Source organism: Xanthomonas vasicola (assembly GCF_000772705.2).
In the GTDB taxonomy this organism is placed as follows: Bacteria; Pseudomonadota; Gammaproteobacteria; order Xanthomonadales; family Xanthomonadaceae; genus Xanthomonas; species Xanthomonas vasicola.
Map to the genome: position 1 here is coordinate 114,593 of NZ_JSBW02000048.1, position 25,863 is coordinate 140,455.

The window sequence follows — 25,863 nt, forward strand, 5'->3', positions numbered from 1 at the left end:
TCCTTTATCTCTGTCGAGTCTTGCCAATGCCTGTGACGCTCCCCCTGCTCTCCCGCTGCCCGCTGGCACTCGCACTGGCATTGTGCTGCGCCCCTGCACTGGCGCAACAGCAACCCGATGCCGATGCCGTCGAACTGGATGCGGTCAATGTGCGTGGCGAGCGCGTCGACACCAGCACGGCATTGAGCGGATTCGGCGCAACCCGGCTGCTCGACGCGCCTGTGTCGATCTCGGTGATCGATCGTGCGCAATTGCTCGATCGTCAGGCACGCGTGCTCAGTGAGGTATTGCGCGCCGATGCTTCCGCTGGCGATGCGTATGCGCCGATCGGCTATTACGAAAACTTCGTGGTGCGCGGCTATTCGCTCAATGCCGCCAACAGCTACCGCATCAACGGCATGAGCGCGGTGGGCGAACAATCGATCGCATTGGAAAACAAGCAGCAGGTGCAGATACTCAAGGGCCTTGCCGGCTTGCAATCGGGCGTCAACGAACCGGCCGGGTTGATCGACTACCGCACCAAGCGGCCCGAGCATGTGCGCAGCGTGACGCTGGGCACCGACGAACAAGGGTCGCGCTACGTCGCCGCCGATCTGGGCGACTGGTTCGGTGCAGAGCGCACGCTGGGATTGCGCATCAACGCCGCACGCGAAGACATCCACAGCTATGTCGATCATGCCGACGGCTATCGCAATTTCCTGTCGCTGGCCGGCGACTGGAAGATCACCCCGCAAGCGCTGCTGCAGCTGGACGTGGAATATCAACATCGGCAACAGCGCTCGGTGCCGGGCTATCAACTGCTGGGTGGCACGCAGGTGCCGCGCGATATCGATGTGCATCGCCTGCTTGGCTATCAGCCGTGGGCACGCCCGGTGGAAATGGATACGCTCAACGCGCAGCTGCGGTACGCCTACCAACTCAACGACGACTGGCGCGCCACCGCCGAAGCATCGCGCAGCCGCTCGACGATCAACGACTTCTCCGCGTTCGCCTGGGGCTGTTATGGCGCGGCAAGCTGCGCCGACATCGCCACGCCGAACTTTTTCAGCGCGCAGGGCGAGTACGACGTCTACGATTACCGCAGCCCCGACGACACCCGTGTGCACGATCAACTGCGTGCCACGCTGGAAGGCCATAGCGTCACCGGCGCGCTGGAGCACCACCTGAGCATCGGCGGCGAATGGCTGCGCCGCACCATCGACCGTTTTGGTTCGGTCAACGAATTTGTCGGCAGCGGCAACATTGATCGCGATCCGGAGGTGTTCGCGCAGACCGATGTGCCGCTGGACCCCAAGCAGCGCCGCCTGGATAGTCGCCAACGCGCGTTGGTGTTGGCCGACCGCATCGGCCTGGGTGCGCAGTGGGAGCTATCGCTGGGCGCGCGCCATGTGCAACTGGACGAACGCGCCTTCGATCGCGAAGGGCTGTTGGAACGACGCACCCGCAAAGACACGGTGCTGCCGCAGGCGGCATTGTTGTTCAAACCACAGCAGAACGTGTCGCTGTATGCCAGCTACGCCAAGAGCCTGGCGGCCGGTGGCACTGCGCCGTGGTTTGCCGACAACGCCGATGAAATCCTGCCGCCGACCAATGCCTATCAACTGGAAACCGGCGCAAAGATCGACCTGCAGGGCCTGCGCCTGGGCGCAGCGCTGTTCGACATCCGTCAGGCCTACCAGTTCACCCAACCGCAGGCCGATGGTGGACTGCTGTTCGTGCAGCAGGGCCGCCTGCATAACCGCGGCCTGGAGCTGTCTGCTGACGGCGCAGCGACGCAGCAACTACGCCTATTCGCTAGCATTGCGGCAATCCGCGCGCACGCGGAAGACACCGACATTGCTGACTACGAAGGCCACCAGGCCATCAACGTGCCCAAGCTGCGCGCCAGTCTGCAGACCGATTACAGCGTACCCGGCGTCGATGGATTGGCGTTGTTGGCCGGTATGCAATACAGCGGGCGCAAGTTCGCCGACCGCCTGGGCAACGCCAGCGTGCCGGCCTACACCGTGGCAAATCTCGGTGCGCGCTACGCCACGGCACTGGGCGGTCTGGCGACCACCTGGCGCCTGAACGTGGACAACGTGTTCGACAAGCGCTACTGGCGCGATTCCGGCGAGTACCAGGGCGATGCATATCTATTCCCAGGTGCACCGCGCACTGCGCGTCTGACGGTGCAGGTGGATTTCTGACCTGCCATGGCATGCACTCGCTACGTGCCTTCCCATGCATGCGCGGGAAGGACGCGGAAGTGATGCATGGTTTGGCAGCATTGACCGCCGACACATCTGCAAGTTGCCGTGATCAGCGCCTGGTCGCGGGCCTTGCTGGCATGTTGCGCACCGCGCGTTTGCTGCACGCATCGTCCGGGTTCGAAGAACAGCGACCAGCGCCTAGCGACCAGTCCTCACGTGGGGATGAACGGCGCTGCGGAACCGACGTTTTTGCGAGGTACACGCCGCACCGGGCACTGGCTGCACCTGCATGGCGACCGGGCAGGCGTTTTGTTAGCCACTCCCGGTTGTCTTACGCATCTCCACCGTAGTCCAGACCGCACCAGGAACCGCATGTCGCTGCTCGAATCCATCGCCGTCGTGATCAACCTGCTGGGCGTGTGGCTCACCGCGCGGCGCATTCGCTGGTGCTGGCCGGTGGGCATCGTGGCGGTGGCGTTGTACGCGTGGCTGTTCTATGAGTGGAAGCTGTACTCGGACATGCTGCTGCAAGGGGTCTATGTGCTGACTCAACTCTACGGATGGTGGCACTGGCAACGCGGAACCCCTGCAGACACACGCATTCGCCCGCTGCCGATGCCATCCGCGGAACTCTGGTTCTCGCTGGGCATCGGCGCGGCGTTCGCTGCGGCGCTCGGCGCCCACATGCATTACCGCACCGATGCGGCGCTGCCGTGGCTGGACGCGGCACTGGCCAGTTTCAGCCTTGTGGCCAGCGTGTGGGCGGCACGCAAGCGCATCGCCAATTGGGTATTGTGGATCGTGCTGGACTGCGTCTATGTCGGCGTCTTCCTCAGCAAGGGGCTGTATCCCACTGCCGCGCTCTACGCCGGCTTCGTGGCGCTTGCGGTGTACGGCTGGCACAGCTGGAAACCCCAACAGAACCCGAACCTGGCCAGCGCACGCTGAGCCAGGCGCGGTTTACGCGCACTTTCTTCTTTACCATCGCAACATGCACGCCTTTCACCTCTTTGCCTTGCGTATATCCAGCGCCCTCCATCAACGGTTCGGCGTATGAGCGTCTCGCGCCAGCACACCATCACCGAAGCGATCTCCGCGCAGATTGCAGCCGGCGAATGGGGCCCGGATCAACGCTTGCCGGTGGAACGCGCATTGGCCGAGCGGTTCGCCTGCACTCGCATTACCCTGCGTGAAGCGTTGCAACAACTTGAAGCCGAAGGCCGCATCTACCGCGAGAACCGGCGCGGCTGGTTCGTGAGTGCGCCGCGCGTGCGCTACGACCCCACCAGCATCGCGGGTTTCATGCAGTACGTGACAGCGCAAGGGCGCAAGCCGCGCACAGAATTATTGAGCGCCACTCGGCAGATCGCGGGCGCGTACTACGCTGCGGCATTGCGACTGGACAGCCAGTACGACGAGGTCTTCGTGATGCAACGCCGGCGTTGGATCGATCGCCGCGCCGTGCTTCTGGAAACCAATGTGGTGCTCGCGGACTGGGCGCCGGGCCTGCTCGAACACGATCTGGCCGGATCGCTCTCGACTGTGTTCAACCAGCGACTCGGGCTGTTTCTGAGCCACGCGCAGCTGTCGATGCACCCGACCGGTTTGGATGCAGCACAGGCGATGCTGCTGCAATCCACTCCCGGTACGCCATGCTTCCGGCTGCAGCGGATCAGCTTTGCCGAAGACGGCCGCGCGGTGGAACTGGATATCGAGTCCTGGCGTCACGATGCACTGGATGTGGTGGTGCGTACGGAGGCACAGACGCGCGCAGCTTCTTAGAGCAGCGGACAAAACTACTGCGCAACCACCAGGCGGACTCGGCCGGTGCTCAGAATCGGCATGTACCACTCGTACACTGCGTTTCCTCCGCGTCGTCCACGCCGACTTGGCGTCTGCTCGCGACGTTTTGTTAGCGGCTCTTAGCGCCGGGAAGCGGGAATCGATAAGAGCATGCTTCGTCGTCATCGTTGTTGCGGGTGCGGCGCTTCCTTGCAGCCTCAACGTAACTGAGACTAGATCACGAGCTATCGCGATGGATGCGGGTGGTGCGCTCGGAGCAGAGAGCACAGATGATACGTGCAGTGCCTGGCAGTGGCTGGCAGTGGCTGCAAACGGCTGCCGACTGCGTGGTGCGTTTGTCAGTCGCTTGATCAACTGCATCACTGCGTTGATCCGAGGCCCTGCGAGGCACGGTCGCGAGACGAGGAAGAGCGACTAACCACAAGCCGTGGCGGGCAGCCGTCAGGTGGTCGTAGACGGCGCGCAGGAAACCGCAGTGGACGAGTTGTGTACGCCGCACCAGGCACCGGCCGCAAACGTCTGGCGTTAGCGCCATTGTTTTGTTAGCTGCTCTAGGCGTCAAACAACGTGCGTTGCGGGTCCGGTGGTGGCAAGTCGGCTAGAAGTTGAGCCAACTGATCACGCTGCGCGCGCAGCGGGTCGTGCATCAGGAAGCTGGCCAGACGCGCGTGCCAGGCCGGCCAGCGGGTGGCCAGGGCATCCATGTCGCCGTCGACCGGTCGGCCCTCGCGTGGCGAGGCGACGAAGGCGGTGTCGCACAAGACGTTGCGCCAGCCCAGCCCGCCCATGCGCAGGCTGAGGTCCACCAGTGCGGCGTACCACGAGCCGTAACTGCTGGCATCCAGGCCGCCGGCCTTGCGTCGCGCGGTGCCGCGCAACAGCACCGCGTGGCCGATCGCCGACGGGAGTTCCGGATGCAGGGGCGGCATCGCGGCGCAGGCAGCTGCAAGCCGCTCGGTTGCATCCGGCATGGGGTTGAGTTCGCCCAGCCGCGGCCAGCTGCAGGCTTCGCCCACATTGCTCCATGGCGTGGCGGTGGCAATCGCAGCGTCTCGTGCGAAACATGCGGTCAGTTGCTGCAACCACCCAGGCAACGGGCGGGCATCCACTCCGAGCACCACCACGTCGGCATCGCCACAAGCGCTGAGCATTTCGTCCAGATGCGCGACCTCGCCAAGCATGCGCTGGCGGCGGGTGTAATGCGCCTGCAATTGGGTGCGTGCCAGCCAATGGTCGATCACTGCGCGCCCGCGCGGGCCGGCCTGCGCATCATCGACCAGCCAGACGCGTGTTCCTGCGGGCGTGGCCGCATCCAGTGCGCCCAGACAGGCATCCAGCGCCTGGTCGTCGGTGCCCACCGGCATTAAAATAATAGGCTCCATTCGCCCTAATATCGCCAAATAAAAATGACCTCATTATTAAGAAAGTCTCGGCAATACTTACCGAGACTTTCTCGCCTCACAATTAATAAATCTCTAAACTAAATTTCCCGGGTGCAGGTCACTGTTGCGATAACGGTCAACCCCAAGACGGGGTCTTGCCACCACGTATAAGACGTCATAGGACATGTTTTTGGCGACAGAGCCGACTGCCCCCAACCGTCGCCACTATAATAAGCCTTCATCCTTGCATAGCCTGCCGCAATATTAATTGCATTAGAAAGCGGTATGCCGCTGTATTTATCACTATAGGACAGACTAAATGGGACTGCGCTAGCACTGCCCGCTATAAAAAAGCCAGCCATTAGTAAACTAGCCCGAATAAAACGGGAGCACTTATTGTTACTCATCTTTTACTCTCCATGTTGTTTGACCCCCCCTGCAAATTCAGTTGCGACTTTTTAGAGGCTTCATTGCATTAAATTTAGCACCATACTCGTCGGTTAAATTACGCGCCTCCTGAGGATTGCGAACTATTGAAGGCGTTATAAGCACGATAACTTCTCTGCGGCTAGTATTTTGTGTCTTGCGCCCAAAAAGAGCACCCACAACTGGTAATCTACTAAGGAATGGGATGCCATTGCTACCATCAGATGTATTGTCATCAATCAGGCCAGCAAGCATGATGGTATCGCCATTTTGAACAGCCGCCTCGGTTTTAACTCGACGAGTATTGATATCAACGTTACATGCCGCACTATTAACTGTTGTAGTTGCTGCAGCCGTGCAAGCTGCGGGGCGAGCACCAGGCGTACTAACCTCTTGGACAATATCAAGAAAAACCATCCCATCTTTAGTAACGCGAGGGCGAACCTTCAAAATAACGCCGGTATCGATGTATTGAACTGAAGAAAAACTACTATCGCTACCTAGCCCCGTATTTATCGACGTCGAATTAATAGGAATTCGAGAACCTACATTGAGTGTAGCCTCTGCATTATTCCGCACAAAAACTGAAGGAGTCTGGAGGATACGTAAATTTGTGACATGGTCTAATGCACTAATTATTGCGGCAGCGTTTTTCCCCAGAAAAGTCCAGGCAACACCATTATTTGTAACACTACCGGATATGTCCCCCCATATACTTCTGCCCGCAGCTGATGGCAGACCAGCACCACCCGTACCATCTGCGTTTACGGGTGCGTTGACTGCATTCTCGAAATACCAGTTAACACCGTATTCCAGCTGGCCAGTCAAAGTCACTTCAGCGATCTGTGCCTCGATGTGCACCTGCATAGGCATCACATCGAGCCTTTCAATCACATCACGAATAGAGCCCCATGCTTGAGCACTTGCACGTACCAGCAGCGTATTAGTTTCAGCAACTGCCGAAACGCCGACTTTGCCGCCTTCAACTTCAAGAGTTACGCTACCGTTTTGGTTAGTGCTGGGCTGTAGCTGGAGCATGCCACTGCCATTTCCACTGCTTCCGCCGAAGCTCCCAAACGTATCCGATTGACTCGAACCATTACTCGTGCCACCGATCTCTCCACCAGTGGTGCCACTGCTACTTCCAAGACTTTCATCCCGATCGGTCGCGCCACTGTTATTTCCTAACATACTCACAACACCGCCCGGCACCAAAGAAGGACCGCTACTACCGCCATTGCCACGGCCGCCGAACACTTCCGAAAGACGGTCAGCCAGGTCCTTGGCCTTGATGTACTTCAACTCATACGAGAACAGCCGCACGCCGCCGCCGGCACTGTCGATGCGATCCAGCCACTGCTGGATTTGATCCAGATAGCGCGGCTGCGGGGTGATCACCAACACCGCATTGGCGTTTTCCAGCGGCATGAAACGGAACATGCCGGCGCTGGGCGTCTTGCTCTGCTCACCGAAGACTTTTTCCAGATCGGCAGAGACTTTCTCGGCCTTGCCGGACTGGATCGGAAACACGCCCACCGACATGCCCGACAACCAGTCCACGTCGAAGATCTGCACGGTGCGCAGGTAGTTTTCCAGTTCGGCGCGGGTGCCGCCCAGGGTGATCACGTTGCGCGCCGGGTCGGTGCCGACGATCGCATTCGGGCGTGCGTACGGCTCCAGCACCTTCTTCATTTCGCTGGCGGAAATGAACTTCAGCGGCACCACGCGCACTTCGAAACCGCGTGCGGCCGACGGCGATGCGGTGCTGGGCGCAACAGTGCCGGCCAACGCCTGGTCGGCCGGCACGATGTTGTAGCGGCCACCGCTGAACACCATGCGGGCATTGTTCCAGCCCAGCACCATCTCCAGCAGGTTCAAGGCCTGCGCCGGAGAGACCGGATTGGGCGTGGCCAAGGTCACGGTGCCCTGCACGCCGGGCGCGATGACGTAGTTCTGACCGAGCATGTCGCCCAGGATGGCCTTGACCACCGCCTGCACCGATTCGCCTTCGAAATTGAAGGTGGCGCTGCCGCTGCTGGCCATGCCCAGCGTGGGCGCCGGCGCGGATGCAGCGCTCTGGTTGATCATGGTGCCGCTGCCGCGCCGGATCACCGGGCTGGGCTTGGCGATCACGCTGCCGTCGGCACTCTGCTCGGCGGTGGTCTGGGTGGCGCCGGCAGCGCCGACTTTCGGATCCAGGCGCGCATCGCGGCGCACGTCCGGCGGCGGAGTGGTGGCGCAACCGGCCAGCAGGCCAATTAACAGGGACACGGGGAACAGGCGCGGCGTCATGCGTTCACTCATTGGGTCTGACCGGGGGTAGAGCCGCTCTGGCGCTGCTGTTGCAGCTGGCGGCGTCGGGCTTCGATGCGTTCGCGGATGGCACGCATCTGATCGTCGGAGGGGCGTGGGGCTTCCTGCGCGCCATCGCTGCGCTGCGGCGGCACCGTCGGCGGCGCCTGTCCGCCAGGCTGTTGCACAGGCGTCACAGGTTGCGGTTGTTGTTGCGGCGGCTGCGGCGCGGCAACCGCGGCAGCGTCGGGAGACTGTACCGGCGGGGTCGCAGCGGCTGCACCACGTGCGGCGGCATTGGCGGTGGGCGGCTGCCCGCCCTTGCCGTTGAACACGTGCAATTCCAGCGTTTGTGTGCCGCCGGGGCCTTCGATGGTTGCGCTACGCGGCTGCAGGGCGAGCAGGCGCCAGCCCTTGACCGCATCGCCGCCCAGTTGCACGCGCACCGAATCCTGCGGGTCCAGGGTCAAGGTCGCCATTTTGAAGGTATCGGTCAGCAGTACGCCGGTCAGGCGCACCGTGGAGGCAGCGCTGCTGCCGTCGTTGCCGGACAGGAAGAACGGATGCGGCAGGCGGTCTTCGGCGAATGCGGGATGCGCAGCAATTTCAGAATATTTCTCGAACGCACCCAGGCGTTCCGGTGCCGGTGCAGGCAAGGTGGGCAGCCGCTGCACCAGTGCCGGGTCGTCGGGCAGCAGCTCGACGCGCTTGCCCAGGCCGGCAACGGCCAGCACGCACACCAGCAGCGCCCATCCGACCACGGTGGCCAGCAACCAGGTGCGCAGGCCGATCATGTCAAGGCGCATTGCTGGCCTCCGCGGCGTCGGGGGCGGCAGGTGCGGCCTCGTTATTCAGCGGTGCGGCGCTGGCGCCCGGGCGCAGATAACCGGCCAATTCGAAGGCGATATCCAGACCGTTGCCGCTTTCGTTCGGCGAGAGTTGGTAGCGCTGCGCCATCACGTTGAGGTTGTCTACGAACAGCCGCGGCGTGCCGTTTTCCAGGCTGTACAACACCGAAGCCAGTTCCGGCGTGCCGCAGCGCAAACGTACCTGCACGGCCACGCGGGTGAAGCGGTTCTTGCTCTCCGGCTGCAGCGGTGAGCGGTTGCTGATGGCGCAGCTGCGGTTGCCGGGGCTGGCCTCCACCACCGCGCGTTCCAGCCGCTGCACGAGCCCGGCGGAGGCGAGTTCGGCCGAGGTTTCCGGCAAGAACCCCGGGCGGCTTTCCAGTGTCTGACGCGCCTGCCGCAGCCGTTTACTGACTTCCGGTGCCTGCTGCAATTGCACGCGCACGCGCAGCTCGCGCTCGCGCAGCGCTTGCAAGTCGTCCTGCACCGCGATCATCGGTTGGGTAAACCACGGATGCACCAACACCAGGTAGGCCACGCCGATCACCAGCAACAGCAGGCCCAAAGCGATCCAGCGGTCGCGCTTAACGCTGCGTGGCATCGGCCGCCTCCTTCGCATCGGGGCCGGCAAGCTCGGCGGTGATGGTGAAGCGGTCGACATTGCGCCCGGCATCGCTCTGCAGCACGCCGGTCAGCGACGGCTTGCGCCACAGCGGCGAGCCTTCCAGACGACGCACCAGCGAAGAGGCTTCGTTGCTCAATCCGATCAACTGCAGTTGCCCACCTTCGACCGAGAATTTTTCCAGATAGGTACTACCGGGCAGGCGCCGACTCAGTTCGTCCCAGATCTCAACCGAGGTCGGGCGGGTGGCGCGTTGCTGCTGGAAGAACCGTGCGCCTTCAACCAGATCCATCAGTTGCTGCCGTTCGGCAGCGACCTGGCGCGCGCGCGCCGCGTTGGCCTGCACCTTGGCGCGCAGATCGTCGGCAGCCTGGCGGCGATTGTCGAGCAGCAGCCAGCCGGCCACCGCCAGCAACACCAGCGCTGAGGCGGCGAGCAACAGATTCCAGCGCTGCATCGGGTCGCTGCGGCGCAGGCGGCGCGCCGGCGGCAGCAGATTCACGCCCAGCGGCGACCCGTTGGCGTCGGCAACATCAATCCCCGACAGCGCGCTGTTCCATACGTCCGGCACACCGGCCGGGCCATCGATCATGCGCCGCGGCACCACCACCAATTCGGCATCGAGCTGGCCATCTTCGCGCACGTCGAGCACACGTGCATCGACATACACCTGGTCGGCGGTGAACGGGGTTTGCCGATCGATCTCGAATCGCGCCACATCCTGCAACCGCGCCGCCGCCGCTGCAGGCAGGCGCAACGGCCGGCGCAGCGCGTGCGCGGCCGGCAACAGCCAATACCGGGGCAGGCCTTCCAGCGCGGTCGGCAGCAAGTTATTGACTTCCTGCGGATGGACCGGCCACGGCAGGCTGGCGACGCTGTCGCAGCTATGGTCGCGCTGGCGCAGCAATTGCAGCGTGTCGCCGTCCTGTTGCAACAACAGGCGCGCCTGCGACAGACCCAACTGCCACTGCCACCGCTGCGGCAGCCATGCCAGCAGCGATTGTTGCCACCAACGCCAGAAGCCTCCGGCTCCCGGCATGGCGCGTACGCCGATACGACCCAAGGTATCCCGCCATGCGGTCATTGCACTACTGCTCCCTCTTCCCAACGCAACACGGTATAGGCCGACCCTGGTAATGCAGACGCGCTGGTCGACACCACCGCCCGCAACACGGCCTCGCGTCCCTGACTCAGTCGCGCCCGGCTCTCGATACTATAAGTGCCCGAGCCACCCACCGTCGCCTCGCTGCCGGGCAAACCCAGCGGCGCGTCACGTTGGGCCAGCAGTTGCTGCGCATCCAGCCCCATCGCGGTAAGCACCGGAGCGGGCGCAAACCGCGCTTCAGGCCGCGAACGACCGCTGTACAGCGTGACGTTGGGCAATAGCTTGCGATACAGCTCGCCATCGATACCCAGCACCAAGCGCAGTTCGCCCAGCGTTTCAAACGGGCTGTCTTTTGCGCCATACGGCAGCCCGGCATCGGCGTAATCGCGATCTTCCGCGCCACCGCCCGGCTGGCTCAATGAATCGGTATCGCGCCAATCGACGATGGCACCGGCGATGCGCGTGGCACTGGCCTGGTCGCCGCCTACCGCACGCACCAGACCAGCCAGCAAGCTGGGCTCGGCCATGTTCAGATCCACCTTGCCGCTTTCATCGGTAATACGAATCTCCACGCTGGCATCGTCCATCTGCCAGCGATAGCGCCGGCCGTCTGCGCGCCAGCGTGCCTGGGTGTCGGCATCTTGCAAGCGAAATAATGCGTATTCCAGGCCAGCGCGCGCGTATTCCTGCGCCTGCGCGCCGTTGCGCAACATGCTGCCCTGCAGTGCCTCCACGCGTGCGGTGAGCGCAAACGCGCCGATCATCGCGGTAAGCAACGCGATCAACCACAACACCAACACCAGCGCGGCACCGCGCGCGCGGCTCATTGCCCTGAGCCCGGGTTGCTGGATTGCGGCAATGCCACCACCATCGGCGGCCATGCGGCATCGTCACTGCGGATGTCGATGCGCACTATCAGCGGCAGGCGGTCGTGCCATTCCCACTGCGGCAACCACGCGCTCAGGCGCCCGGTCTGCGGATCCATGCCGCGATAACGAAAACTCACCTGCTGCACGCCTTCGGCAAGCTTTTCCGGCGGCAGCGGGGTGCTCTCTTCAATCGACGTGCCCGATTGCAGCATGGTCAGCGCAATGAGCAGGTTGCTTTGATCGCCATCGCCGGCCACCGACAGATCGTGCAGATACGGCCCACCACGGCCAAGGTAATCTGGCACATCCGCGGCAAAGCGCAGCCGTTGCGGCTCGCCGATAAACAGAATCGGCTGCTGGCTTTGCGTATCGATGCCCATGGCGATCGGCAGTGCCGCGGCCAAGCGCCGCCGCAGGAATTCTTCCACTGCACGCACGCGCTCGCTGCGTTGTGCGATCGCCTCGCCGCGCTGACTCACCGCACTGGCCGAGCGCAACGTGGCAAACGCCAACGCCAGCCCGCCGACCAGCAACATCGTGGCCAGCAACACTTCGATCAACGTAAAGCCCGCGCTGCGCGAACGGCTCATGGCGGGCTGCCCTGCGCGTTGGCCGCCACCAGCCGCAACGTGCGCCATTGCAGCATCTGGTTGGGCTGCTCACCCCAGCGCACCACCAAGGTCAGCTGCAGCAGACGGTGCGCACCGGGCGACATTGGCGCCTGCGGGTTGCGCCGCGGTTCGTCGTAGGGGCGCACATCCATCGACCAGCGAAAGTGGCCATTCTCGAAGGTGCCTTGTTGCTGCTCGGGCTCCAGCGGCTTTTCGATACCTTGCACGGCCAGCAGCGATTGCGCGTGCAAGGTGGCGCGCGTGCTTTCATCGGCGGCGCGCACCTGGCGTGCGGCGCCGGACAACGATCCCAGCAACAAGCTCAATGCCAGCGCCAGCAACGCAAAGGCGACGATCACTTCGATCAAGGTGTAACCACGCTGACGCTTCATGGCGATGGTGTCCGCACTGGACCCGAACGCACCTCGCCGGTGATCCAGCCCACGTCCACACGCCATCTGGCGTCCTTGACCTGCAGATCGATGCGCCCGCCGGTGGAGGCACCATCCGGAAAGAACTGGATCGCGCCCTGATCCTGCCGCGATTGCACTTGGCGCGCGCCGGTGAAGCGCACTTCCAGCGACGGCGGCAGATCACCGTGGTGGCCGCCGGGTGCTTCCCAGCGACGCTGCTGCGGGTCGATCAAAAACCGCTGCGGCGTGCCGGTGGCAATCGCCTGCGTGCGCGTATAGCGCAGCTGCGAAGCGATCGCCTTGCCAGCGGTGCGCAGGCGCATGCCGTCGATGCCGCCATTCAATGCCGCGGCTGCGAGCACGCCGGCCATTGCGATCAACGCGATGACCAGCAGCATCTCCAACAACGAGGTGCCACGCGTGCGTGCCCGACCAGGGCCGACCACTCCATGCGGATGACGCAACGGCTGACACGCAACGCGCATGGCGAATGCTTATTGGTACTTGATGTCCGCGTCGTAACTGCTACCGCCGGGCTTGCCGTCCTTGCCCAGGCTCATCAGATCGAACGGCTGACCGTCGCCGGGCACGCGGTATTCGATGGTGTGGCCCCACGGGTCGTTGAGTTCGGCCGGCTTGGCGTACGGACCCAACCAACCGCTGCTGTCGCCGGGCTGGGTGACCAGGTCATCCAGCTTGCTCGGTAGCTTGCCGGTGTCGAGCTGAAAATTCTCGATCTTGCCGGCCAGCGTCTGGATCTGCGACTTGGCCAGGTTGGCCTTGCCGCGATCGGCGCCGCCGAGCACGCGGCTGCCGACCAGCGTGAGCACCGCACCGATCAGCACGATGACGATGATGATTTCCAGCAAGCTCATGCCGGCCTGGCCTGCGCGCGACGGACTGCGGGTGATGGAACGCTTGATCATGAACGATTTCCTTGCACGTCGATGAAAGATGCTGCCGCCAACAAATGACACGGCGAGCATTGCAATGGTTCCCGCATGGCTGTTGTGCGGTCACCGGAACGGTGTTGTGAATACGCTGCCCAGTCAACACCGCTGGCACAGCGCTGCGCGAGCTTGGCCGTTGGGCGTAGCGCGCGCGCAGGACGTGCAGTGTACGAGCGGTCCAGGCCGATGCCGAGCACCGGCTGCGCTCGCCTGATAACTGCGCCGTTGCAGTGACCTCCGCTCTCAGCCGATTGCATTGGTGAGGTCATACAGCGGGACCAGTACCGAAATGATGACAAGCCCCACCACCGAGGCCAGCACCAGCGTGATGAACGGCACCAGCGCGGCCAATGCGCGGTCGATAGCCTGCGCGGTTTCCAGTTCGAACGTGTCGGCGGTCTTGAGCAGCATCGTGTCCAGTGCGCCGGATTCTTCGCCCACCTGAATCATCTGCAGCGCCAGCCGCGGAAAGCGCTTGCCGCGCGCCAGCGACATCGACAGGCCATGGCCGTTCTTGACGTCGTCGGCTGCGTTGGCAACATCTTCCACCAACGCCAGATTGGACATCACATTGCGCGCGATGCCGATCGCCGCCAGCAATGGCACGCCGTTGCGCAGCAAGGTGCCCAACGTGCGTGTCAGGCGTGCGGTTTCCAGCCGCGCGATCAGGCTGCCAACCACTTTCTGGCGCAGCAGCCATTCGTCCAGCGAGGCGCGAAATGCGGCATTGCGGCGCTTGCGATCCAGCCACAGCCCCAGCACGCCCGGCACCACGACCAACACCAGCCACCAGTCGCGCACCAGCAGGCCCACACTCAACACCGCCTGGGTAAACCACGGCAGCGCGACATCCAGGCTTTCGTACATCTGCGCAAATTGTGGCACCACATAGCCAAGCAGGAACAGCAGCGCGCAGCCCACCACCGCCAGCAGGATCGCCGGGTAGATCAACGCATTGATCACCTTGCCCCGGAGCGCGCGGCTACGCTCCAGATAATCGGCCAGCCGTTGCAGCGTGTCCTGCATGCTGCCGCCGGCTTCGCCCGCGCGCACCATGTTGATGTACAGCTTGGAAAACAGCCCATGCTGGCGCTCAAGTGCAGACGACAACGGCGCACCACCGCGCACGGTGTCGCGCACATCGCCGATCACGCGCCGGCTTTTTTCGTCTTCGGGTAGCTCCATCAGAATCGACAGCGCGCGATCCAGCGGCTGCCCGGCACCGATCAAGGTCGCCAGCTGCTGAGTAAATTGCATCAGCGCCGCGTTATCGAACGGCTTCTTGCGCAACAACATGCGCAGCGAAGGCGAATCGTTTTCGCCGGTGGCCAGACGCGTTTCTACCGGCAGATGCCCCTGCTCCTGCAGACGCAGCGCCACCTCGGCGTCGCTGCCCGCTTCCATCTGGCCGTCGAGCATTTCGCCGTGCGCGTCCAGGGCCTTGTAGCGGTAGAGAGGCATCAGGCTGGGAGGCCGGGATTGGGGAATCGGGAATCGGGAATCGGAAGAAGCACATCGCTGCGTACTGGCGACATCGCGCACGCATCGCTGTCCACGCACAGCAGAGCCAGCGGGTTGATGTGCTGGCGGGTCGTTGGCCCGGTGCCTGCTAAGCGTGTTTCTGCCACCTTACCGATCACGCATCCTCCGTGACGCGCAGGACTTCTTCAATGGTGGTTTCGCCGCGCAGGGCCTTGGACAACCCATCTTCGTACATGGTGCGCATGCCGGCCTGGCGGGCCAGTTGTTCGATCTCGCCCATGCCGGCGCGGCGCATCACCGCACGCCGCAATTCGTCGTTCATCACCAGGAATTCGACGATGGTGGTGCGGCCGAGATAACCGGTGGGTGCGGCGGCGGACGGACGCGGGCGATACAGGAAAATCTCTCCCTCGGGCTGCAGGCGACGCAGAGTGAAGCGTTCGATCTCTTCGGGCGATGCGGCGTAGCGTTCGGCGTTGGCCAGGTCGAGTTTGCGTACCAGCCGTTGCGCCAGGATGCCGTTGATGGTGGAGGTGAGCAGATAATCCTCCACGCCCATGTCGAGCAGACGGGTGATGCCGCCGGCCGCGTTATTGGTATGCAGCGTGGACAGCACCAAGTGTCCGGTGAGCGCGGACTGGATCGCGATGCGCGCGGTTTCCAGATCGCGCATTTCGCCGATCATGATGATGTCCGGATCCTGACGCACGATGCTGCGCAACGCGTTGGCGAAATCCAACCCGATCTGCGGCTTGGCCTGAATCTGGTTGATGCCTTCGATCTGGTATTCCACCGGGTCTTCGACGGTGATGATTTTCACGTTGGAGGTATTGAGCTGGCTCAACGCGGTGTACAGCGTGGTGGTCTTGCCCGAGCCAGTGGGGCCGGTGACCAACATGATGCCGTGCGGTTGTTCCAGCACCTTGCGGAACTGCGGCAAGAAGTCTTCGGTGAAGCCGAGCTTGTAGAAGTCGAACACCACTGTTTCGCGATCGAGCAGACGCATCACCACGCTTTCGCCATGCGCGGTGGGCACGGTGCTGACGCGCAGATCCAGCTCCTTGCCCTGCACGCGCAGCATGATGCGGCCGTCCTGCGGCAAGCGGCGTTCGGCGATGTTGAGCTTGGCCATGATCTTGATGCGACTGATCACTGCGGCAGTGAGCTTGGCCGGCGGGCTTTCGCCTTCCACAAGCACGCCGTCGACGCGGTAACGCACCTTGAGCCGGCTTTCGAACGGTTCGATATGGATGTCGGAGGCACGCAGTTCCACCGCATGCTGGATCACCAGATTCACCAGCCGGATCACCGGCGCTTCGGAGGCCAGATCGCGCAGCGCTTCGATGTCGTCGCTGCTGTTGGCATCGCCATCGGCGGTTTCGACGATGGTGCCCATCGCGCTGCGGCCCTGGCCATACCAGCGCTCGATCAAATCGTCGATTTCCGAGCGCAAGCCGACCTGCAACAGCAGCGTGCAGCCGGTGGCAAGACGCACCGCATCGATGGCGTAGTCATCGTACGGATCGGCGATCCACAGCTCCAGCCGGCCATCGCGTTCGCCGACCGGGCACAGATGAAATTGTTTGAGAAAGCGCAGCGATAACCCCTGCACTTCAGGCAGCATTTCCGGCGGGGTATCGCCAAGCTGGCGTGCATCCACCAATGGCAGGCCGAGCACCTCGGCGCAGGTTTCTGCGTGATCGCGTTCGGACACCAGACCCAGGCGGCCGAGCAACGTGAGCAAGCCCATGCCGGATTCGGTCTGCAATTGGCGCGCGCGCAGCAGATCGGTGTCTTTCAAACGACGGCGTTCAAGCAGCGCATCAACAATGCGCATTTCCGCATTTCGATGCTCGATAGGATCGACGGCAACCGCGTTCACACTCGTCTCCACTGGTCCGGCGCCGACTGTAGCAGTTTGCCGCGACGATCAACCGCACGCATCTGAATCGCCCTGAAAAGCAATGCCCCCGGTGGTTGGCCGGGGGCATCGGTCACACTATTTCGCTACTTACTGTCGCGCAACGAGCGTCAGCTTCGCATAGTCCGCCGCACCAACCAACTTGATGTAGTAAGTGCCGGCCTTGGGCGCAGTGAAACGCACGGTTTCGCTGTTGCCCGGACGGGTCGACTTGGCGTCGTAGCTGGTCGCGCTGGGCTCGGCCTCAAAGCTGACGTACACCGACACATCGCCGGTTCCGCCGTATGTCATGAAGCTGAGCACCGCACCGGCCTTGGCTTCGAAGCTATACAGCGTGGAGCTGCCTGCGGCGCCGCTCAGTCCAGCCACCGGTGCCTTGTTGGTCAGTTCGATAGCGTTTGGTGCGCAGCTCTCGGTGGCCGGGTCGCACGGCTCTTCTAGCAGTGCTTCCAGCGCGGCCTTGGCATCGACGATGCCGCTGCCGATCGGGGTGCTGGCCGGCGGGGTCACCGGGAAGCGACGGCTGGTCTGCTTGAGCAGCGCTTCGACCGCAGCCGGGGTCAGCGGGCCTTCGCCCAGACCGATCGCTGCGCTCTGCACCAACGCCACGACGCCAGCCACATGCGGCGAGGCCATCGAGGTGCCGGCCATACCCGTATATGTATAGCTACCCGAGGTCGGCGTGGTCGCGCCGGTGTAGCCGGCCTGCCAGATGTAACCGCCCGGATTGCCGTCCACGCTGCCACCGCCGCCCGGGCCGGACAAGTCGACCTTGCTGCCGTAGTTGGAGTAATAGGTGATGCCGCCGGTGATGCGGGTGGCGCCAACGGTGATGGTGTTGTTGCAGCTGGCCGGCGAGTGGTTGGCTGCATCTTCGCCGTCGTTACCGGCCGCCACCACCACGGTGGTGCCGCGCGACACCGCACCATTGATCGCAAGCTGGGTGGCCGAATCGCAGGCACGGCCGCCGCCCAGGCTCATGTTGATCACTTCGGCCGGGTTGGTGTTGGTCGGCACGCCTTCGACGGTGCCGCCGGAAGCCCACACGATGGCATCGGCGATATCGGAGGTGTAACCGCCGCAACGGCCGATCACGCGCACCGGCAGGATGGTCGCCTTCGGCGCCACGCCAGCCATGCCCACGCCGTTATTGATCGCTTCGGCAATGGTGCCCGACATGGGTGCCGTGCCAGGAACTTTCCTGCGCCACCGAGCCGGTGTAGCAGACGTTGTCGGCCTCTTCCCAGTCGCCGTAATCGAGTGCGCCCGGCACGCGCGCATCGGTGGGGCGACGCGAGACTTCGGCGTCGCTGATGAAGTCATAACCCTGCAGGATGTTGCCGGCGAAATCCGGATGGCCCGGCAGGATGCCGGTATCCAGCACCGCCACCACCACGCCTGCGCCCTGCGACAGATCCCAGGCGCCCGGGGCATTGATGCCGCCGTTGGGTTTGCTCAGGTGCCACTGGTACTGCGCGTACAACGGGTCGTTGGGAGCCAGCTGCGGGCTCACATCGGTGGCGGGAACGCTTTTGCTGATGTCGATCGGGCGCAGCATGCGGTCGATCTGCACGTCGGCCACGGACGGGTCATTCTTCAGCTCGACCACCACCTTGTCCACCTGCGCGGCGTTCAGCGTGCTGGACAGCTTGATCAGGTCCGAACCGATAGCGAGCTTGCGCACATACGTCGCCTTGGCAGCGGCAGCGCTGCTGCGCGCGCCAGTGCTGGCACCGACGCGGCCCACCGCGGCCTGCACGGCGCTCAGCTTGCTGCTGCGATCAGTCGCAGCAGCGGTGTTGTCCTTGTAACGCACGATCAACCGGCTACCGAACGCTGCGCCGGCCGGGGCTGCCTGGGTTGGTTCCTTGACCAGCAGTTTGGGGGCAGCAGCGAGGCCGCCAGAAGCACCAAGGGCCATCATCAAGATGGCGCCGGTCAGCGGGTTGAGACGGAAATTCTTGTCGATCACGGTGAAGTCCTCTTCGTATTTTTCGTGAATCAGGCTTGGAGCAGCCAGCGCAATCGCTGCGTCCCGCGTGCGGTTCGCTGCGTCCTTGTCAGCCACCCCTGGTACGGCCATCACTCCATGCGAATCCGTTGGCCGGCCCAGCCACGGTCCTTGCCTGCCCCCTCAGGCCTTACTGATCACGACGGCGCACCTGGCGCCGCCGCGTTTGATGAAACTGCGCTTACCACCCGAAACCGGCACCCACGCCGACCGAGCGGTCGTCGCCACTGAGTGCGCCACCCACGGTGACCGTGGCGCGCGGGCTGATCGCACGCTGATAGCCCACCGACAGTGCCGACTCGCCGTTCTGGAAACCGACACCGGCACCGATGCGGTTCTGCGAAGCGATACCGGCCACGCTGGCGGACATGTTCAACATCGCCGAGCTCATTGCGCCCTGACGGTCCAGACGTCGGTTCTGCCGGCGCAGACGGTCTTCGATATCGCCCTGATAGGTTTCAAAGCTATCGGCCATCGCGTTGTAGCGGCTGTCGGTGTAGCTGTTGGCCGCAGCAACGCCGCTATCCAACTGGCCCTTGTTGACCGCATCGGTGGCACGCGTACCGGCGGCCACATTGGCTACCTGACGCTCGCCGCCGACGCTGCCCACCGACACCGTGTCGGCACGATCGGCAACCGAGCCCTGACCCAGTGCGACAGCGCCTTGTGCCGTGGCACGTGCGCCCTGGCCGATGGCGGTGCCGGACGCAGCGGTCACTTGCGCGCCTTCGCCCATGGCCACGGCATTGGTGGCCACGGCCGCGATCTGCGTATTGGCACCTACCGCCGTGCTGCCGTCGGCATTGACGCGTGCATTGCTGCCGATCGCGGTGTCGTTGGGGCCATGCGCATACGCGCTGCCACCAATTGCCGTGCCGGTGACGTGGTTGGCCACGGCTGCCGTACCAACCGCCGTGGAGGTGGCTGCCGGGGTGATGCTGCCGACCACTGCTGCCGTCGGTGTGCCCTGCACAGCGGCGGTTGCCTCGCTCGCAGCAGTTGCGACGTTGCTTGCCACATCGCTGACCGCAGTTGCGGCCACTGCCGGTACCGTTGCGGTGCGTAGCGACGCGGTGCGTGCTGCGGTGTTGGCAGGAGCGGTACCACTGCGTGCATCCAGCTCGGTGACCTTGCTGTCCAACGCAGTCAATGCCGCACCGACGTTATTGTAGCTGGCACCTTGGATGACGTAGGTCGGCGCCACGAACACACCCTGCGCACCGATCGCCGCACCGCCGCCGAGGAAGCTGGCGGCATTGCTCAACGATTGGAACAACTGGCCGCCATTGATCGCCTCAAGGCTGGCACTGGCAATCGCGCCGGCGCCCACATTGACGATGCGCCGCGTGGCCGGGCCGCCGCGGCCGTTGCCGCTACCCACCGACACCGTATTGGCGTCATAGGTGCGCGAGCCCGAGCCCAATGCCACCGAATCGGCACCGCTGGCACCGGCGTTCGCACCGAGCGCCATGGCATTGCTGCCGCTTTCGCGCACGAAGGAGTTGTAGCCCAGCGCAACGCCGTTTTCGCCGATGGAGTTGGTCTGCCGGCCCATCGCGGTGCTGTTCACGCCGCTGGCGCTGCTGTCCACACCCATCGCGCTGGCGCCGGTGGCCGCAGCGCGGCTCCCGGAGGCGATCGCCACGCTGCGTGCGCCAGTGGCCGCAGCGCCGGAGCCAGCCGCAGTGCTGCGGTCGCCCGTGGCCGTGGCCACCGCGTCGCCGGTGGTCTTGAACTTGCTGGTGCTGTTCTGCACATCGGCCGAAACCGCATCCAGCTGGCCCTTGTTGACCGCATCGGTCGCTACCTGGCCGTCGCTGACGTTGACGATGCGACGCGTGGCCGGACCGCCGCGGCCATTGCCGCTACCGATCGATACCGTGTCGGCTTCGTAGGTGCGCGAACCCGAGCCCAGGGCCACCGAATCGGTACCGGTTGCACCAGCATTGGCACCCAGTGCCACTCCGTTGACTGCGCTCTGGCGCACGAACGAGTTGTAGCCCACCGACACCGCGTTTTCGCCGATGACGTTGACCTGACGACCGACGCCGGTGCTGTTGACGCCGGTGGCCGATGCATCCACACCGATCACACTGGCACCCACCGCATTGGCGCGGCTACCGCCACCCAAGGCCAGCGTGTTGTCGGCAAGCGCGGCTGCACTCTGGCCCAGCGCGGTTGCATTGACACCGTCGGCATAGGAATTCCAGCCGATGGCGGTGGTGTAGTCCGCAGTGGCCCAGGCACCGGCACCGAAGGCCGCTGCGCCCGTGCCCGATGCACGTGCCGGAATGACGCCGAAGAACGTGCTGCCGCCGACAGCCACGCTCTCATCGCCGGTGGCTTCGCTGAACTCGCCAACGGCGACCGCGCTGGCACCGGAGGCCAGCGCCACCGCGCCGAGGGCGGTGCTGTAATCACTCGACGCCACTGCGCCGTAGCCCAGCGCCGACGACAAGCGACCGCTGGATTCGCTATAGCCCCCGAAGGCGGCACTGCCGACATTGGAGGCGGCACTGCGGAAACCCGCAGCAATGGCCTGATTGTCGGAGGCCACCGCTTCGCTGCCGAGTGCGGTGGTGTAGGTTGAAATCGCCTGCGCGCCTGCACCATTCGCCGTGGCGCCGATATCGTTGGCCACTGCGTTGCTGCCGACCGCACTGCTGTTTTCGCCCAGCGCCTGCGCATTGTTACCCAGCGCTGCCGCGCCGTTGCCGCCAGCCAATGCGCCAACGCCCACTGCGGTGGCGTTGTCGACCACTGCCTGCGCGCCCGCACCCAATGCGGTGGTGCCAGTACCGGTGGCATTGGCGCCCTCGCCCGCAGCCAATGCGTTTTCACCCTCGACATAGGCACCGGCATCGCTGTCGGCGCCGCCACTGGCCTTGAAGTGCTTGCTGGTGGTTTGCGCGGTTTCGGCAACGGCGTTGAGCTGATCCAGATTCACCGCGTCGGTGCCTTGCGTACCGGCCGCCACATTGGTGATCTGACGCTCGTTACCAGCACTGCCCACCGACACCGCAAAGCCGCGATCGGCCACCGAGTCGGCACCCAATGCCACGCTGCTTTCGCCAGTGGATTCAGCGAGATTGCCCAGCGCGGTGCTGTTGAGGCCAGGTGCCCACGCCGCGCCACCGACTGCAGTGGAGTCGTCGCCAGAGGCTTCGGTCGGCAACAGGCCGAGCAAGGCGCCACCAACCGACACGCTGTTGTAGCCGCTGGCCACACTGCCCTGGCCGGCGGCGATGCTGTAGGCGCCAGTGGCGGTGGCATCACCGCCCACGGCCACCGTGTTCGAACCGCTGGCAGTGCTGAAATTACCCAGCGCCGTGCTGTTGAAACCGCTGGCGCTGGAATACCCACCCAACGCGGTGGAGTAATTGGACGTGGCCTCGGCACCGAAGCCGAACGCCGTAGCACTGGTGCCGTTGGCGACGCTTTCCGCACCCACGGCGGTGGCCGATTCGCCACTGGCGCTGGCGAAATAGCCCATTGCGGTGGATTCGCTGCCCTGTGCTTCGCTCAGCGCGCCGACTGCCAGCGAGCCATCGCCATACGCACCGGCGGCGGCACCAAGCGCGGTGCTCTGCGCACCGGCCGCTTCGCTTTCGCCCCCCACGGACACGGCGTAATCGCCACTGGCCTGGCTGAAGGCGCCATTGGACACGCTGCCAAAGCCGCTGGCCGCTGCGTTGTAACCGGCGGCATTGGCGTACTGCGCCGTGGCGCTGGCACCGCTGCCGATGGCCACGGCACCGATTGCGGTGGCCTGGCTGCTGGAACCGAATGCGCTGCTGTAATCGCCGTCGGCCGTGGCATTGGAGCCCGCTGCGGTGGCGTCTTCGCCCTGCGCATCGGCAGTGCCGGTGCCGGTGCCCGCGAACAGGCGCGCGGTATTTTCCGCTGCGCCAGCCACGGCGTTGAGCTGGTCGAGATTCACCGCATCGGTGCCCTCGGTGCCCGCCGCGACATTGGCAATCAGCCGCTCGCTGCCGGCTGCCCCCACCGACACCGTGTTGGCGCGATCGGCGATCGTCCCTGCGCCCAGCGCAACGCTGTTGTTGGCAGATGCCAACGCACCGCCACCCACGCTGACGCTCTGCGTGCCGAATGCACTGGCTTCCCAACCCAGTGCGATGCTTTCATCACCGGTCGCATTGGATTGGCCGCCGAGCGAAATGGCACGCGGACCAAATGCATTTGCGTAGGTGCCCACCGCAATCGAGCCGGTGTCGGCCGCAGCCGCGTTCGCGCCCACTGCCATGCTGTCGTCACCGTAAGCAAGACTTTCGGTACCGATCGCGGTACCACCGTCCCCCCACGCCACACTGGCGAAACCAAGCGCGGTCGATGCAGTGCCATTGCCGATGCTTTCGTAGCCGATCGCCGTTGCACCACGCCCATTGGCGATGCTGGTGCCGCCGACGGCGGTGCTGAAATAGCCGGATGCATTGCTGTCACCACCGAGCGCGGTGGCGTAGTCATCGCCGGCACTGCTGTTGTTACCGACAGCAGTGGCGTTGGCGATGCTGGCATTGGCATTGCTGCCGACGGCCGTGGTGCCTAGCGCAGAGGCCTGGCTGCTCGCGCCGAGTGCAATACTGTCGTCGCCCGATGCATTGCTGGAACCACCCAGCGCAACGGTGCGCTCGCCAAAGGCACTGCTGTTTGCGCCGATCGCAGTGGATGCCGTACCGCCGGCAGCGGCATTGGCGCCGAACGCAGCACTGTCGGTACCAAAGGCCACGCTCGCACCGCCCACTGCGGTGCTGGTGTCGCCGAACGCCACGCTGCCCACACCCAGCGCAGTGGCGTCCGCACCGTTGGCGATGCTCTCGTAACCCAGCGCAGTCGCGCCGCTGGCGGTGGCCTGGCTTGCGCCGCCAACTGCGGTGCTGCCATCACCCAAGGCGCTGCTGTTGCCGCCAAGCGCAGTAGTGTTTTCCGCGACTGCGGTGCTGTTGAAACCGACTGCCGTGGCGTTGTCGGTAGTGGCATTGGCGCCACTACCAACTGCGGTTGCGCCCTGCGCCGATGCCACGCTGCTGGAACCCAGCGCGGTGCTGTAATCGTTGAATGCTGCAGCGTTGGAACCGGCCGCGACGCTGTCGACGCCTTCTGCAACTGCGGCGCCCTCGCCGGTGGCGACGAACGCGCGCGCGGTGGTGGATGCAACGTCGGCCACCGCGGTGAGCTGGTCGAGATTTACCGCATCGGTGCCTTCGGTGCCGGCCGCCACGTTGGTGATCTGACGCTCATCGCCGGCTGCGCCCATCGACACGGTGTTGGCGCGCGTGGCGACCGAGTTGGCCCCCAAAGCAACCGAATTGGCGCCGCGTGCGGTGCTGTAATACCCCAGCGCCGTGCTCAGCTCGCCGCTGGCCCAGGATTCCGGGCCCACTGCGGTTGCGCCTTCGCCCGGTGCATACGCGAAGTAGCCCACGGCAGTGGCTTCGGTGCCGGAGGCTTCGCTCAGCGTGCCGACTGCGGTGGTGTACGTGCCCGATGCAATCGCGCCCGCGCCGAGCGCGGTGGACGCTTCACCGCTGGCCTGGGTCTGCACGAAAAAGCCCAGACCAGGAATCAGATCAACCGGGCCGCCGACTGCAGTGCTGCTGGTGCCGCTGGCGCTGGTTTGGGTGCCAACAGCGGTGGCGTAATCGCCGGCCGCATTGGCCACCGCACCGAACGCAGACGCCTGCGCGCCGGCCGCATAAGCACCCACGCCGAACGACGATGCCGCAAAGCCATCCGCATTGGCGCTGGCACCAACGGCAGTTCCGCCGACGCCGGCACTGGTGGCGCCAGTGGTGACCGGCACGCCGCCATTGGTGATCAACGGTTCGCCATCTTCGTTCACCGCAGCGCCGCCCACGGCCACGCTGGCCGGGCCATTGGCCTGCGCGTTATGGCCGAAGGCTGCGCTGTTCTGCCCGGACGCCAGCGCATTGGCGCCGACCGCAGTGGCGTTCTCGGCGACCGCATTGGCGCCGGTTCCCAGCGCTGTGGTCGCCGTGCCGACGGCATTAGCACCATCGCCTGCAGCCAGTGCGCTGTCGCCTTCGACATAGGCGCCCACGCTGTCTTCGCCCGGGGTCGCCTTGAAGAACTGCGCGGTGTTTTCAGCCACATCGGCCACGTCGCGCAGCTGCGTCACGTTGACTGCATCGGTTGCGTTGACACCGGCAGTGACGTTGGTAATGCGGCGCGTGGCCGGGCCACCGCGGCCGTTGTCGCTACCGATCGACACCACGTCGTCTTCGTGGGTGCGCGAGCCGGCGCCCAGCGCCACCGAATTTGCGCCGGTGACGCCCGCATTGGCACCGAGTGCAACGCCGTTTTCGCCGCTCTGGCGCACGAAACTGTTGTAGCCGATGGCCACTGCGTTTTCGCCGATGGCATTGGTCTGACGGCCGATTGCACTGCTGTTGACGCCACTGGCGCTGCTGTCGGCGCCGGTGGCCACCGCGCCGGTTGCGCTGGCGTGGCTATTGGCACCGATGGCGGTGGCCTTGCTGGCCGGTGCCGATGCACCGCGGCTCACTTCCACCGACTGCGCATTGGCGGGAAGCGGCGTGGCGAATCCGGCGCCACCCAGCGCCAGGGCGATGGCGGCGGTCAGTGCCAGGCGATGGCGGCGATCGATGAACGAGGCTGACGCAACGGCTCCGGGGCTGTTACCGCTGGCCAGTTCCGAGGCCACGGCCCATACACCAAGCGATTTGTTCCAGACCTTGCGATAAATCCGATTCATCGACGCGCGACTCCTGAGTTGTTGGACTGGTTTTTGGCGGACACACGCAGCGGAAGGCTTCCAGCCTGCGATTCACAGCAGTTATTGGCGCTATGGGCCTTGTGAGCGGGGCGGCTTGCGCCTGCTCCTTGGATAGTCAAAAAAGTGAACGGTACCCAACCATAGAACTGAGCGGAGTGTTA

At 64.3% G+C, this 25,863-nt stretch carries 16 protein-coding genes, 1 other RNA gene and 1 pseudogene; 4 read left to right on the plus strand and 14 right to left on the minus strand.

Features of this window, described 5'->3' with window-relative positions:
- Positions 1-26: 26 nt before the first annotated feature.
- The 4 genes from NX05_RS13575 to NX05_RS22655 all read left to right on the plus strand — a co-directional run bounded on the left by NX05_RS13575 (position 27) and on the right by NX05_RS22655 (position 4,110).
- Positions 27-2,189, plus strand: coding sequence for a TonB-dependent receptor (locus NX05_RS13575; RefSeq protein WP_039436605.1), 2,163 nt, complete (start codon positions 27-29; stop codon positions 2,187-2,189).
- 375 nt (positions 2,190-2,564) lie between these two features.
- Entirely contained in the window at positions 2,565-3,140 is a 576-nt protein-coding gene (pnuC, locus tag NX05_RS13580; protein WP_039436602.1) for a nicotinamide riboside transporter PnuC, read from the plus strand.
- 105 nt (positions 3,141-3,245) lie between these two features.
- A complete protein-coding gene (locus NX05_RS13585; protein ID WP_039436598.1) occupies positions 3,246-3,974 on the plus strand; it encodes a UTRA domain-containing protein in 729 nt (242 codons plus the stop codon).
- 60 nt (positions 3,975-4,034) lie between these two features.
- A non-coding RNA gene (locus NX05_RS22655) (sX9 sRNA) lies at positions 4,035-4,110 on the plus strand.
- Between the two features lie 436 nt (positions 4,111-4,546).
- Here NX05_RS22655 and NX05_RS13590 read toward each other — a convergent pair.
- The 14 genes and pseudogenes from NX05_RS13590 to NX05_RS13655 form a co-directional block, all read right to left on the minus strand.
- On the minus strand, positions 4,547-5,377 hold the full coding sequence (locus NX05_RS13590; RefSeq protein WP_039436595.1) for a glycosyltransferase family 2 protein: 831 nt from the start codon (positions 5,375-5,377) through the stop codon (positions 4,547-4,549).
- 444 nt (positions 5,378-5,821) lie between these two features.
- A complete protein-coding gene (gene gspD / locus NX05_RS13595; protein ID WP_039436592.1) occupies positions 5,822-8,107 on the minus strand; it encodes a type II secretion system secretin GspD in 2,286 nt (761 codons plus the stop codon).
- Positions 8,104-8,901 carry a type II secretion system protein XpsN gene (gene xpsN, locus NX05_RS13600; protein WP_010367764.1) on the minus strand — a complete coding sequence of 266 codons (798 nt, stop codon included), beginning with the start codon at positions 8,899-8,901 and terminating at the stop codon, positions 8,104-8,106. Before xpsN ends, gspD begins: the two co-directional genes overlap by 4 nt.
- Entirely contained in the window at positions 8,891-9,544 is a 654-nt protein-coding gene (gspM, locus tag NX05_RS13605; protein ID WP_010367766.1) for a type II secretion system protein GspM, read from the minus strand. Before gspM ends, xpsN begins: the two co-directional genes overlap by 11 nt.
- Complete coding sequence (locus NX05_RS13610) at positions 9,528-10,649, minus strand: PilN domain-containing protein (protein WP_017113742.1); 1,122 nt, start codon at positions 10,647-10,649, stop codon at positions 9,528-9,530. Before NX05_RS13610 ends, gspM begins: the two co-directional genes overlap by 17 nt.
- The gene (locus NX05_RS13615; protein ID WP_039436590.1) at positions 10,646-11,497 is read right to left on the minus strand and encodes a type II secretion system minor pseudopilin; all 852 of its coding nucleotides are present in this window, start codon (positions 11,495-11,497) and stop codon (positions 10,646-10,648) included. The genes NX05_RS13610 and NX05_RS13615 overlap by 4 nt, the downstream gene beginning before the upstream one ends.
- Positions 11,494-12,129, minus strand: a complete 636-nt coding sequence (locus tag NX05_RS13620; protein WP_010367772.1) for a type II secretion system protein J — start codon at positions 12,127-12,129, stop codon at positions 11,494-11,496. The genes NX05_RS13615 and NX05_RS13620 overlap by 4 nt, the downstream gene beginning before the upstream one ends.
- On the minus strand, positions 12,126-12,542 hold the full coding sequence (gene xpsI, locus NX05_RS13625) for a type II secretion system protein XpsI (protein ID WP_010367774.1): 417 nt from the start codon (positions 12,540-12,542) through the stop codon (positions 12,126-12,128). Before xpsI ends, NX05_RS13620 begins: the two co-directional genes overlap by 4 nt.
- Positions 12,539-13,048: a type II secretion system protein XpsH gene (gene xpsH, locus NX05_RS13630; RefSeq protein ID WP_039436589.1), complete on the minus strand. Its 510-nt coding sequence runs from the start codon at positions 13,046-13,048 to the stop codon at positions 12,539-12,541. The genes xpsI and xpsH overlap by 4 nt, the downstream gene beginning before the upstream one ends.
- Before the next feature lie 9 nt (positions 13,049-13,057).
- Positions 13,058-13,489: a type II secretion system major pseudopilin GspG gene (gene gspG / locus NX05_RS13635; RefSeq protein ID WP_010367778.1), complete on the minus strand. Its 432-nt coding sequence runs from the start codon at positions 13,487-13,489 to the stop codon at positions 13,058-13,060.
- A gap of 267 nt (positions 13,490-13,756) precedes the next feature.
- Positions 13,757-14,974 (minus strand): type II secretion system protein XpsF, encoded by a 1,218-nt coding sequence (gene xpsF, locus NX05_RS13640; RefSeq protein ID WP_039436588.1) that lies wholly within the window; start codon positions 14,972-14,974, stop codon positions 13,757-13,759.
- Positions 14,975-15,149: 175 nt separating this feature from the next.
- Entirely contained in the window at positions 15,150-16,877 is a 1,728-nt protein-coding gene (gspE, locus tag NX05_RS13645; RefSeq protein ID WP_039436586.1) for a type II secretion system ATPase GspE, read from the minus strand.
- Between the two features lie 129 nt (positions 16,878-17,006).
- A pseudogene (locus tag NX05_RS13650) lies at positions 17,007-18,888 on the minus strand (diffusible signal factor-reguated S8 family serine peptidase).
- Between the two features lie 220 nt (positions 18,889-19,108).
- Complete coding sequence (locus tag NX05_RS13655) at positions 19,109-25,681, minus strand: ESPR-type extended signal peptide-containing protein (protein ID WP_039436583.1); 6,573 nt, start codon at positions 25,679-25,681, stop codon at positions 19,109-19,111.
- Positions 25,682-25,863 lie beyond the last annotated feature (182 nt).

What these genes read in the sequence shown, in the direction of transcription:
- NX05_RS13575 (WP_039436605.1), top strand. Translation starts at nt 27, where the DNA reads ATGCCTGTGACGCTCCCCCTGCTCTCCCGCTGCCCGCTGGCACTCGCA.
- pnuC (WP_039436602.1), top strand. Translation starts at nt 2,565, where the DNA reads ATGTCGCTGCTCGAATCCATCGCCGTCGTGATCAACCTGCTGGGCGTG.
- NX05_RS13585 (WP_039436598.1), top strand. Translation starts at nt 3,246, where the DNA reads ATGAGCGTCTCGCGCCAGCACACCATCACCGAAGCGATCTCCGCGCAG.
- NX05_RS13590 (WP_039436595.1), bottom strand. Translation starts at nt 5,377, where the DNA reads ATGGAGCCTATTATTTTAATGCCGGTGGGCACCGACGACCAGGCGCTG.
- gspD (WP_039436592.1), bottom strand. Translation starts at nt 8,107, where the DNA reads ATGAGTGAACGCATGACGCCGCGCCTGTTCCCCGTGTCCCTGTTAATT.
- xpsN (WP_010367764.1), bottom strand. Translation starts at nt 8,901, where the DNA reads ATGCGCCTTGACATGATCGGCCTGCGCACCTGGTTGCTGGCCACCGTG.
- gspM (WP_010367766.1), bottom strand. Translation starts at nt 9,544, where the DNA reads ATGCCACGCAGCGTTAAGCGCGACCGCTGGATCGCTTTGGGCCTGCTG.
- NX05_RS13610 (WP_017113742.1), bottom strand. Translation starts at nt 10,649, where the DNA reads ATGACCGCATGGCGGGATACCTTGGGTCGTATCGGCGTACGCGCCATG.
- NX05_RS13615 (WP_039436590.1), bottom strand. Translation starts at nt 11,497, where the DNA reads ATGAGCCGCGCGCGCGGTGCCGCGCTGGTGTTGGTGTTGTGGTTGATC.
- NX05_RS13620 (WP_010367772.1), bottom strand. Translation starts at nt 12,129, where the DNA reads ATGAGCCGTTCGCGCAGCGCGGGCTTTACGTTGATCGAAGTGTTGCTG.
- xpsI (WP_010367774.1), bottom strand. Translation starts at nt 12,542, where the DNA reads ATGAAGCGTCAGCGTGGTTACACCTTGATCGAAGTGATCGTCGCCTTT.
- xpsH (WP_039436589.1), bottom strand. Translation starts at nt 13,048, where the DNA reads ATGCGCGTTGCGTGTCAGCCGTTGCGTCATCCGCATGGAGTGGTCGGC.
- gspG (WP_010367778.1), bottom strand. Translation starts at nt 13,489, where the DNA reads ATGATCAAGCGTTCCATCACCCGCAGTCCGTCGCGCGCAGGCCAGGCC.
- xpsF (WP_039436588.1), bottom strand. Translation starts at nt 14,974, where the DNA reads ATGCCTCTCTACCGCTACAAGGCCCTGGACGCGCACGGCGAAATGCTC.
- NX05_RS13655 (WP_039436583.1), bottom strand. Translation starts at nt 25,681, where the DNA reads ATGAATCGGATTTATCGCAAGGTCTGGAACAAATCGCTTGGTGTATGG.